This window comes from Solobacterium moorei (assembly GCF_036323475.1).
Taxonomy (GTDB): Bacteria; Bacillota_I; Bacilli_A; order Erysipelotrichales; family Erysipelotrichaceae; genus Bulleidia; species Bulleidia moorei.
The window spans coordinates 415,398-431,668 of record NZ_AP028934.1 but is presented as its reverse complement, the minus strand read 5'-3'; the positions used below and the strand labels follow the sequence as shown (position 1 = coordinate 431,668).

The window sequence follows — 16,271 nt, the reverse complement described above, 5'->3', positions numbered from 1 at the left end:
TATCGTAGGGGAGATTGAACTATGTTTATAAAACTTACTAAGGCTGAAAAAGACTGGATCTTATATGATGTCGGTAACTCTGCCTTCATACTATTGGTATCAACGATTATGCCGCTATACTTCAATAGTTTAGCGGAGAAAGATGGATTATCATCCGTTAGTTATCTAGCATATTGGGGATATGCCGCATCAGCCGCAACATTATGCGTCGCCTTCTTAGGACCAGTGATTGGTACAATTACAGACTTCAAAGGATTTAAAAAACCAATCTTCTTTGTATCTGTGCTTGCCGGATCAGCCTTATGCTTTATGATGGGATTTATCTCACATTGGTTGATGTTCCTAATATTCTTCATCATCGCTAAGGCAGTATACTCTTCTAGTATCATCTTCTATGATTCCATGTTAGGAGATATCACAACGGAAGAACGCCTAGATAGCGTATCCTCCTCAGGATATGCATGGGGATATATCGGCTCCTGTATTCCATTTGTATTATCACTTGCAGTGATTCTTGGCGGTAAACAGATTGGCATTTCAGGAAGTCTTGCAATGACGATTGCCTTTACAATTACAGCTGTTTGGTGGTTTGTATTCTCGTTACCTTTATTAAAGACATATAAACAAAACCATTATATTGAAAATACAAAAAACGCTATTGCAGAGAGCTTTAAACGCTTAGGAAACACACTCAAGAATGCAACAAAGCATAAGAAAATCTTCTTATTCTTAATCTCATTCTTCTTCTATATTGATGGTGTTTATACGATTATTGATTTAGCGACTGCGTATGGAACAGCGTTAGGATTAAGTAGCACAAGTTTATTACTTGCATTATTGCTAACACAGATTGTCGCCTTCCCTGCTGCTCTTACATTTGGTCGATTAGCACAGAAATTTGATACTACACGATTGATTCTACTCTGTATCTTTGCATATCTGGGTATCGCTATCTTCGCAATCTTCTTGGATACACAAGCTGAATTCTGGATTCTTGCGGTATGTGTAGGTTTATTCCAGGGTGGTATTCAAGCTTTATCACGCTCCTACTTTACAAAGATTATTCCTGCAGAACAGTCTGGTGAGTACTTTGGATTGATGGATATCTGTGGTAAAGGTGCAGCTTTCCTAGGTACAGCATCTGTTTCGCTTGTATCACAGATTACAGGTTCCATCAGTGCTGGTGTAGGAAGTATCGCAATCTTCTTTGTATTAGGTATCTTCTTCTTTATCAAAACAATTAAGACAAACTAAAAGCCCACGTGTGAGTGGACTTTTTCATTAGTGACTAAATGCGTCTGGCAAATCATTCTCCAATAGAATTGTATCGGAAGGTAACGCATGTCGATAGATATGGTCAAAAGCTTCTTTGACTGTCTTTACAACGATAACGCGGTTCATATCAAATCCAACTTCCTGTAGACCTTCATAGATAGACTTCGTTTGAATTTCACCAACGAGGATAACCTCATCTACTTTGCCCTTCATCTTACGACCGAACTCTTTATTTGCGTCGTCTTGGATTGTACCTAGATCAATCATACCTGGTGTTACAACATAACGTGTATTTGGCATCATTGATAGCACCTCAAGTGCCATTGCGGAGCCTACTGGGTTTGAGTTAAACGCATCATCGATAAAGCGATAGCCATTGATTGTCTTTAGTTCTAAGCGATGTTCTACTTGTTTCATTGTCTTAGCTGCACGTTGAATCGTTGGCCATGGCACATTGAGATGTCTTGCGACACAGATTGCGGATAGAATATTGAGAATATTTAGTTCACCAAGAAGCTTTGTTTCGATACGTACACGTTCGTTGCGATGAACGACCGTAAAAGATGAACCCATACGTGTGTATGTAATATCATCTGCGTAATAATCTACATCTCTACTCTTTACTCCATAACTGACTGTCTTAACTAGATTCTTTAAGCGGTAGTTACGAATAAAATCATTATCATAGTTGAGGACTCCTAGACCATCCTTTGGTAATAGTTCCATCATCTGCATCTTTTCTTTGACGATATTCTCTTGAGAGCCAAAAGTTGCTAGGTGTTGTGGTCCAATTGAAGTTACAACACCAATAGATGGTTGTACAAACTTCATCAAGTAAGTAATTTCACCAACATGGTCAGCACCCATCTCACATATAAATACTTTATGAATCGGTTTTAATAAAGTACGAATCGTAATTGTAATACCCATTGGTGTATTGTAAGAAGCTGGTGTCATTAGTGTATTAAACTGTTCGCCAATCATTGCCTGCATGACATTCTTAGTAGATGTTTTACCGTAGCTACCAGTAATACCAATCTTGATCAAATCTTTATCTTCACAAAGAATCTTCTTTGCTTGTCCAATAAACCACTGTTTAACAAGTGCCTCAATTGGTGAAGTAATCCATCCTACAAAGAAGATTAAAATCCAAGGCAGGATAATCACTATTGTAGATATGCATGCATACTGTGGTAAGAACTTATTATTGAGAAGTAACAATCCAATCTGCAATAAAGCCATAACTACGATTTGACGTTTTACACGACCCGTATATACAAGTGGTTTAATATACTTCTTATTCTTTTCTCGAATAACATTAATACCTGTCACAAGAAGCAATAGTACTAACCATACCCATACAAAGATTTTAAATCCAGCAAAGTATGTTAATAATCCTGCAACAATAATATAGCAAAGTGTTGTGACCAACATCCCCTGAATCATCTTTTTGTTTCCAACAAGCCATTTACTATATCTACCTATTTCATAGCGATTCTGTTGAAACATGTGTAATGCATGTTTTGTTGGTATCAACATTGCAACGATTGTCGCAACTGCAAGTATCCATCTTTCCATACTAAGCCGTCTCCTTTAAGAATATATCCAGAACACGATTGAAACGGTCCGCTTGGTGCCAATATGCCCAATGGTCATCACCCGCAAATATTGCAAGACCTGCATCTGGCATCATCTTCTCCATCTGTTGTCCCATCCACAGTGGCGCAGCTGTATCTAAATCACCCCATACAAGTAATACAGGACACTTCACCAAAGGCAATAACTCTGTTACATCATCATTAACCACCTTTACAAAAGTAGGTCTCATAATTCCTTGCGCATTACGATAGTCTTCTGAACCAGCATTCTTTTGTAATTCTTCAAGTTTCTTTGTCTGACCAGTTACTTTTAATAGCCACTTACCAGCCTTAAACAGCTTGACGCGAATCTTACTTTCAAGAGATTGCTTAGGACGTATGCCTGCAGCACCTGTCAAACACATCTTCCTTACATTCTCTGGATTCTTTGCGGAATAGCGAATCGCTACGCGACAACCAAAGGAATGCCCAATAAGAATTGGGTTATGAATCTGATTGACTGTGATAAAGTCTTCTAGGAAAGCTTCATAATCAGGTACACCCCAAGCAACTGGTGGATTATCACTCTCACCAAAGCCAGGAAAATCAATTGCAAAGACACGATAGCGATCTTTGTAGTGATCAAAGATTGCTTGCATCATTTCCTTATTCTGACCCCATCCATGCAGAAGGATCATATCTTTCCCTTCACCTTCTGTGATATATGTTGTTTTTACACCGTAAATCTGTTCTGTTTTTTTCATATGTCTTTATATTCTAATCGATATTGGTGAATTTTTCACCCATTTATGCAAGTTTATGCTGGATGATTTTCGTTTGTTTTCTTTGTTTTCTGTTTCTTGGCATCATGCCAGATTCTAAAACATACACCTTCGGTGAGGTTTTCTGCCGCTACGCGGTAGCCATATGTTGTCACAACACGATGAACAATGGATAGTCCTAAACCAAACTGTCCATCCGTTCCCTTTTCATAACGATGAAATAAAGTACTCAAACGGTCTTTCGAAATATTCTTACCATCATTAATTACACAGAGTTCATCTTCTTGTAGTGTCACCTTGATATAACTCTTCGCATAACGCAATGAATTATCAATCAGATTTTCCACAACAATACGCCACGGTTCTTCTTCACCATGGAAACAAACCTCTTCATCCAACTCACAGATAAAATTAATCTCTGGACGAACAACCTTGAGTGATAGCAATGCCTTATCAATGATTTTATTCATGTTGAGATGATTACCTTCCTCAACTGTATCCTTTAGATAGTCCATCTTGTTGAGGATGATTAAACTCTTCACTTTCTTTTCCAAACGATTTGCATGCTCAATGATAACATCAACAGACTTCTCTAATGTTTCATATGGATAAATACCGTCTTTAATGGATTCTCCATATGACTTAATGGTCGCGATTGGTGTCTTTAAGTCATGAGAAATATTCTGAATCATTTCTTCCTTCTCACGATTTTGTTTCTTAAGCTGTGCATTCATGTCACGAAGTGCATCCGCAACTTCACCAATCTCATCATTACGCTGTACTAATAATTCCGCGTCTTCCTCATTCTTGATTTTAGCAATATAGTACTTGATTTGCGATAACGGTAAGATCAAAGTCGTCACCCATATCAACAACACCACCATAAAGCCAATGACGAAACTAACGTTTAACAGTACAACTCCATTGATCAAACTATCACGTAACCGTTGTTGAGCAGCGTTTGACATAACCGTAATCAGTTCGCGTCCATCATTTAATAACGTTCTTGAATATAGTACGATATTATCTCCAGGCGCATTGGTTCCATCTAACTGTGCCTCTGGTGTGTAGTAAGAATCCATCGTACCAGAATATGGAACATTCGCATTTGTCTTCAGTCTTTCTTTTAAAGTCTGATCCATCTTACTTCCATAGATGACCGTGAAAGTATTCTTTTCATGATCAAATAAGTATGCACTGATTGCACCATCCGACTGTACAAAGTCCAAAGACTGTCCTGGATTTTGGTCGGCATATAAAATTAAACTTTCTTGTGCACTATGCAAGCGATTATACATTTCTGCTTCCGTAAACCGTTCGATCGATGGCGAAAGAAAGATAATCACGAACATTGCAAAAATCATGATGAAAAGAAAGACCATGCTGAGTAACTGTTGCGACAAGCTCAACTCGCGCAACCACATTCGTATGCGCTTCATTATCCGAGCCTATAACCGAATCCATAAATCGTATGAATACTTAAATTCGGCATTTTCTTTCTAAGTCTTCGTAACGTATCATCTACGACACGGTCGCTACCAAAATAATTCTCTTCCCATACTTGGGATAGAATCTGTTCTCGTGGGAAAGCAGTACCGCGGTTATTCACAAACATCATCAAAAGCTCGAACTCTTTGGTTGTTAAATCAATCTGCTTATCATCCTCAATGACAATTCTCTGTGCTTCATCGATTTCATATCCATCTACCTTGATATGTTCTGCTTCATCTTTATAAATACGACGAATCAAGTTATTGACACGTAACACAAGTTCTTTCGGAGAGAATGGCTTCGTAATATAGTCATCACTTCCCTTTTCTAAACCAATGATACGGTCAAATTCCTTATCACGTGCAGACATAAAGATAACAGGAACTTCAGAACGATAAGAACGGATGGCTTCAATGAGGTCAAACCCACTCTTATCTCCTAACATAATATCAAGAATCCATAGATGCACATCTTCATCAGAAGTATGAGAGTAAGCCTCATCAAAATCCAAATAGGAACGTACTTCATATTCTTCTTTCTCTAAATATCTTTTTACTAATTCATTTAAATCTTTTTCGTCTTCAACAATTGCGATTACTTTTTTCATATTATCACCGCCTTTATTTTATCACAGGTTGGTTTGTTAATGTATCTTTGCCACTATTGTACTCTATCAAAGAAAAAAGGGCATCAGCCCCAAAGATATTATTTATATCCGTGTTTTTTCATCTTCTGATCGAAGATGTCGTTGATGATTTTGCTGAGTTGTTCCTTTAGTTCACCTTGTAACTCATCACACTGCTGTGCTTGAGTATATAACTCTGGATGTTCCTTAGCAATCTTAGCCACTGTATCCTTTGTCGCATGTTCTCTTACAAAGAAAGGAATCTTATGCATAACCTCATCTGGCACTAATTCGATAATCATTTTCGCTGTCTTATCCATCTTTATTACACTCCTATCTGTTTCAAATGAAACTGTGGTTTATTATACTCTGATTCCATCCTTATGCACGTGTACTGCCCAAAGAAAAGCGGAATCATCCGCTTAGTTAAATCCATATAGTTTTTGTGCAAGTTTATAAATTGTTAGTAATGCACTCTGACCAAACTTACCTGGCAAGTTAACAGCTCTGCCAACAAAGGAATAACGAACCTTATGATAGATTTCTTCATCTGTTTCCTGCATGTACTTCCATAAGTTCTCCTTCATCGCAAGATGTTCTGGGGTTCCAGATAATGTTGCTAGAACCGAAGTGATTGCAGAGATAATCTCTAAATAGGAATACATGTACTCCGTACAGTTAGGAATAGACTTATCATATGCACTTAGCGTATCAATCATAATCTTATTGACACGTAACTGTTGGTCGAGCCTTTTAATCATAACCTTTTCGTTTACAGATTGATCATCACGACCAATAAAGTAATGGTAAAGATTAATATCTAAGTAGTACAACTTCTTTACATATGGTAAAGGCTTGAATACATAGATGTTATCTACATAGAACGTATGCTTAGGTAATACCAAATGACTTTCACGCAATACTTCTGTACGATATACGCACGCATGCATGGTCATATACTTGCCTGGAGGCATCTTCTTCACATCTTTCCAAGTAAATGTACGATTGAGTGGCAAATAACCCTTGTAGTTGATTACCTTCTTATTCTTTACACCTACTTTGTCATAGATATAGTTACATAATACTAAGTCAGGAACATTTACAGCATCTTCCCCACTGTTGCTGAACATTTCTAGCTTCTCAAGTAAAGTTGCGAGCGCTTCCTCTCCAAGCCAGTCATCACTATCGACAACCTTGAAGAATACACCAGTCGCATTCTTAATACCTGTATTGACTGCTTCGCCATGCCCACCATTTTCTTGATGTACAGCTTTGATAATTGTTGGATATTTTTCCGCAAGACGATCAGCAATCTCAGCTGTACCATCCTTTGAACCATCATCTACGATAATAATTTCTACTTTTTTACCACCTGTTAATAACGTCTCTACACAGTGCTCCATGTAGTCCTGAGAGTTATAACATGGTACGGCAATACTCAATATTTTCATAATTACCACCTATCTATCGATACTATTGTAATATGAAAAAAATAATTAGGCTACCACCCTAAGTCATATGATCATTTAAAAACAACATCAATCACTGATGTCGTTCTATAACGTTGTATAAATTTTATACGCTGGATAATACCTATTATAGAGCCGTTATGAATGTTAAGAATCCTAACACAACCCCAAATGTATTTGGAATAATTAAGATATAGTCCTTCTTTGGCTCCTTAGTCCAACCATAAATAACCCAAATCAAACATGAAACAGCTGCTGTAAGTGGCTGTTGCGGTTGCCCCTTTATACCATTTAAATTTGCAATAATCTGTGGGATATAAGTGATGAAAACGAAGATTCCAACAAATGCTCCAATTGATCCTACAATCGTATTGATTTTCTTTTTCATATCATTTAACTCCTTTCGACAATGTGTCCTATTCTAAATAATGCAAAATGATATGCGGTCATTTTACATAGCTTTCATAAATTAGGCACAGAAAATAACGACATCAATCACTGATGTCGCTATCTAAAGTTGTCGTGAACTGGTAATCTGGATAACGTTCCTGTATATCCTGAACAATGTGTTGATATAGTGCTTCACGATCATCACAATTAAAGTCAATGACAATATCAAAACGTATTTCATTCCCCTGCACAAAAAAGCCATGCATCTGAATTACATGCTCAAAAGATGTAACAATCCTACGGATGTCCTTATAGATGCGTTTCGCATCATCATCCTTCGTATTGTATGCATACACACTAACACCCGTCACGAATACATGCGTTTCATCAAAAACCTTGTCTTCGATTCTACGTTGTAGTTCATCAATCTCATCTGCAGTCATCGTATCATCCACTTCAATATGCAGTGATGCTAGGTTCTTATTTGGGCCATAATTACTTAAGAATAAATCATATACACCATGAACTTCTTCAAACGTCATGACAATCTTTTTAATTTTACTTGTTAGTTCCTTATCTGCACGTTCTCCTAAAATAGAGGATATCGTAGAGGCCGCAATCTCATAACCTGCTTTGATAATCATAATAGATATAACAACCGCAAGATATGAACTAATATCGATATTCGTAACAATAAATAACAATGCCGCAACAAGTGTACTTGCAGAAATAATGGAGTCCATACGACTATCTTCACCAGAGGCAATCAGTGAACCAGAGTTCAATCTCTCTCCTGTCTTCTTCACATACATGCCCATAAAGAATTTAGCTAATACAGCCACAAAAATAATAACTAATCCAACTGTTGTATACTCTGGTGTACTTGGTTCTAAGATACTCTTGATTGACTCTATAAATGACGTGATACCAGCATATACAATGATCAAAGAAATTACTAATGCACTGAGGTATTCAATTCTGCCATATCCATACGGATGCTTATGATCTGGTTTTTTAGCAGCTAGTTTTGTACTGATGATAGTAATAATGGATGAAAAGGCATCTGATACATTATTCACCGCATCCAATATGATTGCGATAGAACCAGACAACAATCCAACCATAACCTTAAAACCTGCTAGCATTACATTTACTATAATTCCTAAAATACTTGTACGAACAATCTCTTGATTACGATCCATATTCTCACCTCGAATGTAGTTATTCTAACATCATTTTCAAAATATGTTCTGATTATTCAGCCGTTTTTTCGTGTTGTAATAACCAACGCTTCCTCTCTAAACCACCTGCGTATCCATGAAGACTACCATCTTTTCCAATCACGCGGTGACATGGAATAATAATCGAGATTGGATTATGACCAACGGCTGTTCCGATTGCTTGGTTTGACATGGATGTTTTTCCTAACTTCCTACAAACAAGTTCTTTTATATCACTATAACTTCTTGTTTCTCCGTATGGAATTGCTAACAAGCATTCCCACACAGCTTGCTGGAACACAGTTCCCTTAGGAGAAATCTTCAGAGTCATTTCTGGATTTTTACCAGAAAAATATTCATCGAGCCACTTTATTGTTTTTCTAGCCATCGTAGAAATAGAAGTAGAAAATTCTCCCTGCATATCCGCTCTATCATATTTTTGACCATCAAACCATAAACCGATGAGAGTATCAGCTTCTATTGCAATCGTGATATTTCCTAATATGGATGTATATTTAACGAATTCAACCATAGTTTACTTCCCTCCCTTGTGATTATATATCAAGTGTTCGCAATTAGACCATAGCCGCATATTCAAGTATAATAGTACCGCTAGGAGATGATACTTATGTCACTTTCTGAATACACATTAGCTCGTAAAAAAGGCAAAGCCGACGAAGAAACATTAGCAGTTTTAAACAACAGTATTTTCAGCGATCTACCCAAGGTATATGTAGGCATCTTAGAAATTCCTTTAGACCTAGTGGTAGGTACAGTCACTTCCTCAAGAGCTACATCCTTTACCGAAAATTGGATGCCAACTTTAGATGAAGATACCGAGTTTGCCGCAAAGTGGTCTAGACTATATACTGCACAGATTGAAGAAGGAATCCGTGAACCAATTCAAGTTTATGAATACATGCATGCATTCTTTGTCAAGGAAGGAAATAAACGCGTATCCGTACTGAAGTACTTACAAGCGCCTTCCATCATGGCAGAGATTACCCGTATCATGCCTGTCCATAATGATTCACAAGAAATGCAGGTGTACGAAGAATTTTTAAGATTCCAGAAAGTCACAAATTTATATACACCATACTTCACAATTCCCGGAAGTTACCAACTTCTCGCAGATATGTTAGGACAAAACCTAGAAACCAAATGGCCACAGGATCTTATCCATACTTTCCAAGGTGCCTTCTATCGTTTTGAACTTGTCACAAAGGACATTACACAAAACCAGCCATCCTTTAATATCTCTGATGCATTCTTAATCTACTTATCGATCTTTACCTTTGATAGTTTGCTAGATAAGAATCGTATCATCCTACGTCATCGTATTGAACGTATCTTAAAGGAATTCAATCGTAGTGAAAGTAACGTAAGTCTTGAGTACAAGGCAAAGTCACAATCCATCCTTTCCCTACTCAACTTCCGTAAACAATACTATTCCGAACGCAACCCCCTAACGATGGCCTTCCTCTATCCGGCTGATGATTTAAATGATTTACAGACAGCCGTAATCGAAAGTGGAAGGACCTATCTGAACAACCGCTACGAAGGTGTCCTTAATACCACTGCCTATACAGGTTGTTCAGACACAAAAACAACTGAGAAGATCATCCAGCAAGCGTGTCAAGACCATGAATGGATTATCACTACAAGCCCACTCTTATTAAAAGATACATTAAAGGCTGCTACAGACTATCCTGATCATAAGTTCATGAATCATTGTACTCCCCTTGTATCACATATTATCAATACCTATGCATTACGTAGCTATGAGTTATTCTTCCTAATGGGTATCTTAGCAGGCATGGTACATGATCAGCGTCTCATTGGCTATTTACCCTATGATAATGAAGTATCTGTGATTGAACTCAATGCATTCGCACTTGGCGTATCATGGACCTCCCCAGACGCAAAAGTACATATCTTAAAAGAACCATGCCAGAATGCGATTATCATGGATAATCGTTCCACAACACATAAACCGGGTTTATACCGATTCGAAGAAGCACAAGAAGAATGTCTAGCAGCACCAATTTACAACTGGTCACTCTTCTATGATTTACTTGTACAGGATATTTTGACACACAAGGAAATCAGTGAACAAAGCTATTGGTTAGGCTTATCATCAGGTGCAGAAGAACTATACCTACCATCATCCACATCAACTACAATCTTGCGTAGTATGAATCACTTTATTACCGCAATCAAAGAAGGTACAATTGTTCCATTTACCGGTCCAATTGAAACCCGTACCGGTAAACAAATCATTGAAGCAGATAGCACCTTACAACCATTGGATATTATTCGAATTAACTGGTTAAACAATAATATTGTTGGAGAGCTTTCTTCTAATAATATCCCACGAGATGAATTGACGGAGATTAAAACAACAGATGAAGATACTAGTCATTAGCGATCAGATAGATCCCTATCTATATGATTACTACACACCAAATAAATTAAAAGATATCGACCTGATTATCTCCTGTGGAGATTTACCAGCAAGATACCTTGAATTCCTTGTGACAGTCGCAAGTAAACCGCTCTTCTACGTCCATGGCAACCACGATACAGCGTACTTACGACATGCGCCAGAAGGATGTGTCGATATAGATGGTCGTGTATACGAATACAAAGGATTACGCATTGCAGGACTTGGAGGATGTATGAAATATAACGATTCTCCATTCATGTATACCGAAGCCCAGATGCAAAAACGCATCAACAAACTCAAGCCAAGCCTTTGGATTTCCAAGGGAGTCGATATTCTCGTGACACACGCACCTGCTGAAGGCTATGGCGACCTAGATGATCTGCCACATACAGGATATGCATGCTTTAACGAATTACTTGATAAGTATAAACCTGCATACATGGTACATGGACATGTACACCAAGAGTATGGACAGTTTCAAAGAGAACTTATACACGAAAGTGGCACAAAGATTGTCAACGGTTACCAAAAGACAATCATCGAAGTAGAACCTTCTGAACACACAGAGAAGTCATTCCTATATCCATACTTTGTCACAAAATTCTAATTGTAAAAATGGTATCCAACACACCGGATACCATTTCATTTTGTATATATTACTGAATCATTACCCCATCACGAAGAATATAGTATTCACCAACAACTTCTTCTATCTTCTCTTCTGTATCACCAAGTACATAACTGCCATCTTCCATTAGATAGAACACATATCCTCGGCTATCAGGATAGGTAACATCCTCTAGAAGTCGAAAGCCATCCACTACATCATTCTTCCAAGAAGAATAGTGAGGAAGAATGATCTTCTTTGTTAATCCTAATCCACGCACAAATCGCTTGTATGTTGGATCAATTACTTCACCTTCTAGTTCTGGTTGGGCATAGACAAGCGTAGCACTATTCATACTGCCAGCAGAACTACCAATCCAAATTCCATTAAAGTCTTGAAGATGTTTCTTCAAATCAATCTCTTGGAAGAAAGTATTCTGTGTCGGAACATGGCCACCCATTGCGATAATCATATCTGCCTTATTAATAAGCTCTTTTATACGCTTTGCACTACTACGATCTAAGATATCAAACCCCGATAAGCATAAACCATGTTTATCCATGACATCCACAATTTCTTGTGCATAGTGTCTTGTCTTTTCGATATCATCAGGTGAAGACGCAACAAGTAATACGTGGCATGGAAAATGAACATGCTTTACCAGATCTTCAACCCAATGATATTCATTGTGAAGTTCCATCTTTGAATAATCAACTAAACTACTGCATAAATAATATCTCATATTAGTTTAAAAATGGTTCATCCTCATCTTCATCCCTATAAGGATCAAAACATTCTCTCTGCAATATCTCCTCAACCTCTGCTAGCATCTTTTCATAATAGTGACAGCCCTGATTGATTTGGAATTCATAGCCTTCTTGTGCACCTCTCAAAAGAGTATACGCAACTTCATAATCGCCTTCCTCTTCACCAATTGTTAAGAATCTCTTACCCATCGCAAACAATACACTTGGATAATCTAATCTAGCAACTTCTGGCAATTCATTTAGAGAATGGAAAGCAGTCATTAGATAGTATTCCGCAATCTCATCATTTTTCTTTACGCCCTTGCCATGTTCATACATCGTGCTTAACTTATATAAAGCATCTGTATTCTTAAAGCGTGCAGCCATCTTAAAATACGCAAACGCAAGTTTAAGATCCTTCTCACAACCTCTACCATAGTAGTAACAATATCCAAGATTCGCTAGTGATTGAACATTACCCATCGACGCCGCAATACGATAGTATTCAATAGCAGTTTTATAATTTCCATCGCGATAAAAATCAGCACCCATCGAATTAAAATAGTCTCCATTAAAATCTTCAAGAGCTACTTTATTCTCATTCTCAAATTCAATTTTCATATTTTAATCTCCCTGTCCAAGTAGTAATGAACATTCTTTTCCAAATTATATACCCAAAGGCAAAAATAAAGAAGGCATCTCGTCCATGCAAACCAAGATGTCTTCTACTTGTACATGCAAATATTTACTTAGCGCAAAACAGTTTTCTAATGTTGGTAAACATTCTCCACGTTCCCACTTGTAAACTGCCTGTACGTCTGAAAAACCAAGGTAATCTGCTAGCTCACTGGTCTTCACTTTATGTTCTTTTAGCAAGCGACGAATATTATCACCAGTAGCACTTAAACTAACGATAGGATAATTCATAACTCCATCACCTCCAATATATTCCATAAAGATGGTACATCAATATACCATCCTTTGACATGCATGTAAATACCAATGTGATGCTAAAAGTGAAAACACTGTAATGGGCTTTTATTCACCCTACATCATCATTGCAAAAATATTGTTATCCTACAGAGAGAAAAGAGGCTGTGCAAGGTTAGCAATTCCCTGCATCTCTTCCCTAGACTTTCATCACGAAGCTCTGGTGGGATTGATTACCCACACTTTTCACCCAACTCTTCAGCATTTGTTCTGTGATCTTCCTTTTTCTGACTCAGAACCTGTCTCTAGGCTATTAAGAGAATCTTCTTCCATATCTTATACACGAATTTCTTCGCTTCACGACAGAGTGGATTATTGGCTATTCTTAGGTTTATATATAATGCCAATATATACCTAACTAAGATTCAGGCACTTTATTCAAGTAACCCTCTATTCTTCCACCGATATGTATTCTGGACTATATTGCACAATGATGTGTGCCATCTGTTACTTTCAGGAATTGCACCCTTCATCTAGTATTACTACTTCGATGCAGCCAGCCGTAAGAAAGTATCCTTTCTCTTAGCCCCGAGCTTCATTCCAGATACCCCAGCAGGTTGAGCAAACCATCTTCACTGGGATATTACAGTATCTTCACTTTTGACACCATCCTTCTTGGTACAGTTATTATTTTACCTACCGCAACCATCATCCACAATGAACCTGTAGTTTAATTTTTATTACAAGCAAGATACTTGCAAGTTTGAGTTAGTTAGCGTAAACTAATCATAGATAGGAGATGTAGATTATGAGAAAAACAATATATAAACGCATCTTATTCTTAGAAAAGCTATTTAACAAAATAGAAAACAAAAGTAATTAAAAAGATTCTCTCAAAGAATTAAGTATATATACACAAGAACAAGATGAACAAAGGAAGATACTAGACTAGTGTTAGTCAGGTATCTTCCTTTTAATATTATCCAAATACTATAGAAAATTCTAAAATTTATTGAATAATTTTTGAATTAAAAAATGTAGCAAATGATTTTCGAATATTTCTATTTGATTTCACATTTCTTTCCCGCATTATTTCTAGGCATTCATCCTCCGACATGTTAATGATACAACTTAGTTTAAATTTAGCTCTTGATGTCCCTACATACATCAGCATTTTACCTTCATCATCGAATGATTTCTTATCTATATCGATGACAATAATCACATCAGATTCTAATCCTTTAAATTTTCTGCAAGTTGTAAATCTAACATATCCTCGTTTATATCTATATTTCGAATCTTTACAGCACTCAGCTATAACACTACTTTCTTCAGTCTTACAAGTAAGTACTGTAACATCGTTATATCCTGCATCAACATATTTATCAATTTCTGCATTCAATAGCATAATCGTTTCGTCTTTACCTTTACAAATACCTATTTCAGGGTGTTCACCAACTACAGCATCTGGGTACAGTTTAGGGGATTTGTCCGAACCTAAAAATCTTAATGAAGTCAATGCGATATTTTCGGTATTTCTACAATTTCTATAAAGTGTTAACTTACATTCAGCATTCTTAATATAATCAGGAATAACAGTTGATTGTACCATTTGATTTTTATCATAAAACAAATAGAATGTGCCATTTTGTTTTTTACTTTCAACCGTCAATTCTTTTAGTATGTTGATAATTTCCACTTCGTCAATTTCTTCTCTTCCAAAATCTTGACCTTCATCTACAATTACATGCTGATACGGGAAGGTACCATCAAGTAGCATTTCTATCAATTTATCTTGTAAAACTTTATAATCAACTTTCCCACAAAATTTTTGCGAAAGTCCTGCCACTGTATAATATGCAATATTTGGATCTGAATATACTTCTCGTAAATGATCTTTTAAATATGAGTTATAGCAAAGGAATAACACTTTCTGGTTTTGAATTGCATGACGCCTTGCTTTCTCGACAGCGATAACTGTTTTTCCGGTTCCAGCAAGTCCATTTATAATAGCGTTATTTTGATCTTCTAGATAGTTAAGAAGTGCTACCTGCTCATTTAACAAACGCTTGAAAACACTAATATTCCTCTCTTTTTCAACTTGTTGTAATGATATTAAATTAAAGGATGGTGCAAGTACCCTATTCAGTATTTTTTTCACACTTTGATCAGATAATTTCGTTAAACATCTATCCTGACCTTCGTAGGCAAAAATCTTATCGATGCATTCTTGAATATGTCCAAATGCATCTGCAGTAAGAGTTATATTAATATCCCCTTCTCCTGGTAAATTAACATTATTGAAATTATCCAACGGTACATCAGGAAACCATACTGCATGAATCTTCTTACAGTTATTGCTTTCATATTCCAGCCCGTGCGAGATCATGTAGTCTCTAAGTTTCCACTTGTTCTTTTTCGCTTGGCAATATGGACCATTATGTTTCATAATCACGCCACTTCCATACTGCCAGTATCCTTTTTCATATTTAACTTGTCCTGCTTTTGCCTCAAGACAAATCAATCCTTTTCTAGGATGAAAAATCACAAAATCAGTTTCACTTTCTGTAATCACATTACCCTTTAAAGTAACAATTTCAAACGAATGAAAAACATAATATTCATCAGATAGCCTACTCAATTCTTCAAACATTGAGCCTTCACGACTTTTGACGTTAAATTCTTTTGGTATGTCCGGTATCATTATCGCCAT

General features: G+C 36.9%; 16 protein-coding genes. 3 read left to right on the top strand and 13 right to left on the bottom strand.

Going from position 1 to position 16,271, the window contains the following annotated elements:
* Positions 1–21 precede the first annotated feature (21 nt).
* Positions 22–1,254 carry an MFS transporter gene (locus RGT18_RS01985; protein ID WP_028077856.1) on the top strand — a complete coding sequence of 411 codons (1,233 nt, stop codon included), beginning with the start codon at positions 22–24 and terminating at the stop codon, positions 1,252–1,254.
* 27 nt (positions 1,255–1,281) lie between these two features.
* Here RGT18_RS01985 and RGT18_RS01980 read toward each other — a convergent pair whose 3' ends face one another.
* From RGT18_RS01980 to RGT18_RS01940, 9 genes are all read right to left on the bottom strand, one after another.
* Positions 1,282–2,853 carry a Mur ligase family protein gene (locus RGT18_RS01980; RefSeq protein WP_028077855.1) on the bottom strand — a complete coding sequence of 524 codons (1,572 nt, stop codon included), beginning with the start codon at positions 2,851–2,853 and terminating at the stop codon, positions 1,282–1,284.
* Position 2,854: 1 nt separating this feature from the next.
* Positions 2,855–3,616, bottom strand: a complete 762-nt coding sequence (locus RGT18_RS01975) for an alpha/beta fold hydrolase (RefSeq protein ID WP_028077854.1) — start codon at positions 3,614–3,616, stop codon at positions 2,855–2,857.
* Between the two features lie 53 nt (positions 3,617–3,669).
* Positions 3,670–5,073: a HAMP domain-containing sensor histidine kinase gene (locus RGT18_RS01970; protein ID WP_006525507.1), complete on the bottom strand. Its 1,404-nt coding sequence runs from the start codon at positions 5,071–5,073 to the stop codon at positions 3,670–3,672.
* Positions 5,073–5,732, bottom strand: coding sequence for a response regulator transcription factor (locus RGT18_RS01965; protein WP_006525508.1), 660 nt, complete (start codon positions 5,730–5,732; stop codon positions 5,073–5,075). The genes RGT18_RS01970 and RGT18_RS01965 overlap by 1 nt, the downstream gene beginning before the upstream one ends.
* Before the next feature lie 98 nt (positions 5,733–5,830).
* A complete protein-coding gene (locus tag RGT18_RS01960; protein WP_037403679.1) occupies positions 5,831–6,070 on the bottom strand; it encodes a hypothetical protein in 240 nt (79 codons plus the stop codon).
* A gap of 102 nt (positions 6,071–6,172) precedes the next feature.
* On the bottom strand, positions 6,173–7,201 hold the full coding sequence (locus tag RGT18_RS01955) for a glycosyltransferase family 2 protein (protein WP_028077853.1): 1,029 nt from the start codon (positions 7,199–7,201) through the stop codon (positions 6,173–6,175).
* A 145-nt stretch (positions 7,202–7,346) separates the two neighbouring features.
* Positions 7,347–7,607: a SemiSWEET family transporter gene (locus RGT18_RS01950; RefSeq protein ID WP_006525511.1), complete on the bottom strand. Its 261-nt coding sequence runs from the start codon at positions 7,605–7,607 to the stop codon at positions 7,347–7,349.
* 103 nt (positions 7,608–7,710) lie between these two features.
* Complete coding sequence (locus tag RGT18_RS01945) at positions 7,711–8,811, bottom strand: cation diffusion facilitator family transporter (RefSeq protein WP_028077852.1); 1,101 nt, start codon at positions 8,809–8,811, stop codon at positions 7,711–7,713.
* A 52-nt stretch (positions 8,812–8,863) separates the two neighbouring features.
* Positions 8,864–9,361 (bottom strand): methylated-DNA--[protein]-cysteine S-methyltransferase, encoded by a 498-nt coding sequence (locus RGT18_RS01940; protein WP_028077851.1) that lies wholly within the window; start codon positions 9,359–9,361, stop codon positions 8,864–8,866.
* Positions 9,362–9,457: 96 nt separating this feature from the next.
* Between RGT18_RS01940 and RGT18_RS01935 the strand changes: the two genes are divergently transcribed.
* Positions 9,458–11,254: a type 1 periplasmic-binding domain-containing protein gene (locus RGT18_RS01935; protein ID WP_028077850.1), complete on the top strand. Its 1,797-nt coding sequence runs from the start codon at positions 9,458–9,460 to the stop codon at positions 11,252–11,254.
* Entirely contained in the window at positions 11,235–11,882 is a 648-nt protein-coding gene (locus tag RGT18_RS01930) for a metallophosphoesterase family protein (protein WP_006525515.1), read from the top strand. Before RGT18_RS01935 ends, RGT18_RS01930 begins: the two co-directional genes overlap by 20 nt.
* A gap of 49 nt (positions 11,883–11,931) precedes the next feature.
* On the opposite strand, the gene RGT18_RS01925 is transcribed toward RGT18_RS01930, so the two are convergent.
* From RGT18_RS01925 to RGT18_RS01910, 4 genes are all read right to left on the bottom strand, one after another.
* Positions 11,932–12,582, bottom strand: a complete 651-nt coding sequence (locus RGT18_RS01925) for a Type 1 glutamine amidotransferase-like domain-containing protein (protein WP_338174923.1) — start codon at positions 12,580–12,582, stop codon at positions 11,932–11,934.
* A gap of 43 nt (positions 12,583–12,625) precedes the next feature.
* Positions 12,626–13,249, bottom strand: coding sequence for a tetratricopeptide repeat protein (locus tag RGT18_RS01920; protein WP_051240925.1), 624 nt, complete (start codon positions 13,247–13,249; stop codon positions 12,626–12,628).
* 45 nt (positions 13,250–13,294) lie between these two features.
* Positions 13,295–13,582, bottom strand: a complete 288-nt coding sequence (locus RGT18_RS01915; RefSeq protein ID WP_081659500.1) for a helix-turn-helix transcriptional regulator — start codon at positions 13,580–13,582, stop codon at positions 13,295–13,297.
* 985 nt (positions 13,583–14,567) lie between these two features.
* Positions 14,568–16,271, bottom strand: coding sequence for a nuclease-related domain-containing DEAD/DEAH box helicase (locus RGT18_RS01910; protein ID WP_028077847.1), 1,704 nt, complete (start codon positions 16,269–16,271; stop codon positions 14,568–14,570).

Bases quoted from the DNA above. Each gene is read 5' to 3' on its own strand.
- RGT18_RS01985 (WP_028077856.1), top strand. From the start codon at position 22: ATGTTTATAAAACTTACTAAGGCTGAAAAAGACTGGATCTTATATGAT.
- RGT18_RS01980 (WP_028077855.1), bottom strand. From the start codon at position 2,853: ATGGAAAGATGGATACTTGCAGTTGCGACAATCGTTGCAATGTTGATA.
- RGT18_RS01975 (WP_028077854.1), bottom strand. From the start codon at position 3,616: ATGAAAAAAACAGAACAGATTTACGGTGTAAAAACAACATATATCACA.
- RGT18_RS01970 (WP_006525507.1), bottom strand. From the start codon at position 5,073: ATGAAGCGCATACGAATGTGGTTGCGCGAGTTGAGCTTGTCGCAACAG.
- RGT18_RS01965 (WP_006525508.1), bottom strand. From the start codon at position 5,732: ATGAAAAAAGTAATCGCAATTGTTGAAGACGAAAAAGATTTAAATGAA.
- RGT18_RS01960 (WP_037403679.1), bottom strand. From the start codon at position 6,070: ATGGATAAGACAGCGAAAATGATTATCGAATTAGTGCCAGATGAGGTT.
- RGT18_RS01955 (WP_028077853.1), bottom strand. From the start codon at position 7,201: ATGAAAATATTGAGTATTGCCGTACCATGTTATAACTCTCAGGACTAC.
- RGT18_RS01950 (WP_006525511.1), bottom strand. From the start codon at position 7,607: ATGAAAAAGAAAATCAATACGATTGTAGGATCAATTGGAGCATTTGTT.
- RGT18_RS01945 (WP_028077852.1), bottom strand. From the start codon at position 8,811: ATGGATCGTAATCAAGAGATTGTTCGTACAAGTATTTTAGGAATTATA.
- RGT18_RS01940 (WP_028077851.1), bottom strand. From the start codon at position 9,361: ATGGTTGAATTCGTTAAATATACATCCATATTAGGAAATATCACGATT.
- RGT18_RS01935 (WP_028077850.1), top strand. From the start codon at position 9,458: ATGTCACTTTCTGAATACACATTAGCTCGTAAAAAAGGCAAAGCCGAC.
- RGT18_RS01930 (WP_006525515.1), top strand. From the start codon at position 11,235: ATGAAGATACTAGTCATTAGCGATCAGATAGATCCCTATCTATATGAT.
- RGT18_RS01925 (WP_338174923.1), bottom strand. From the start codon at position 12,582: ATGGAACTTCACAATGAATATCATTGGGTTGAAGATCTGGTAAAGCAT.
- RGT18_RS01920 (WP_051240925.1), bottom strand. From the start codon at position 13,249: ATGAAAATTGAATTTGAGAATGAGAATAAAGTAGCTCTTGAAGATTTT.
- RGT18_RS01915 (WP_081659500.1), bottom strand. From the start codon at position 13,582: ATGGAATATATTGGAGGTGATGGAGTTATGAATTATCCTATCGTTAGT.
- RGT18_RS01910 (WP_028077847.1), bottom strand. From the start codon at position 16,271: ATGGCGATAATGATACCGGACATACCAAAAGAATTTAACGTCAAAAGT.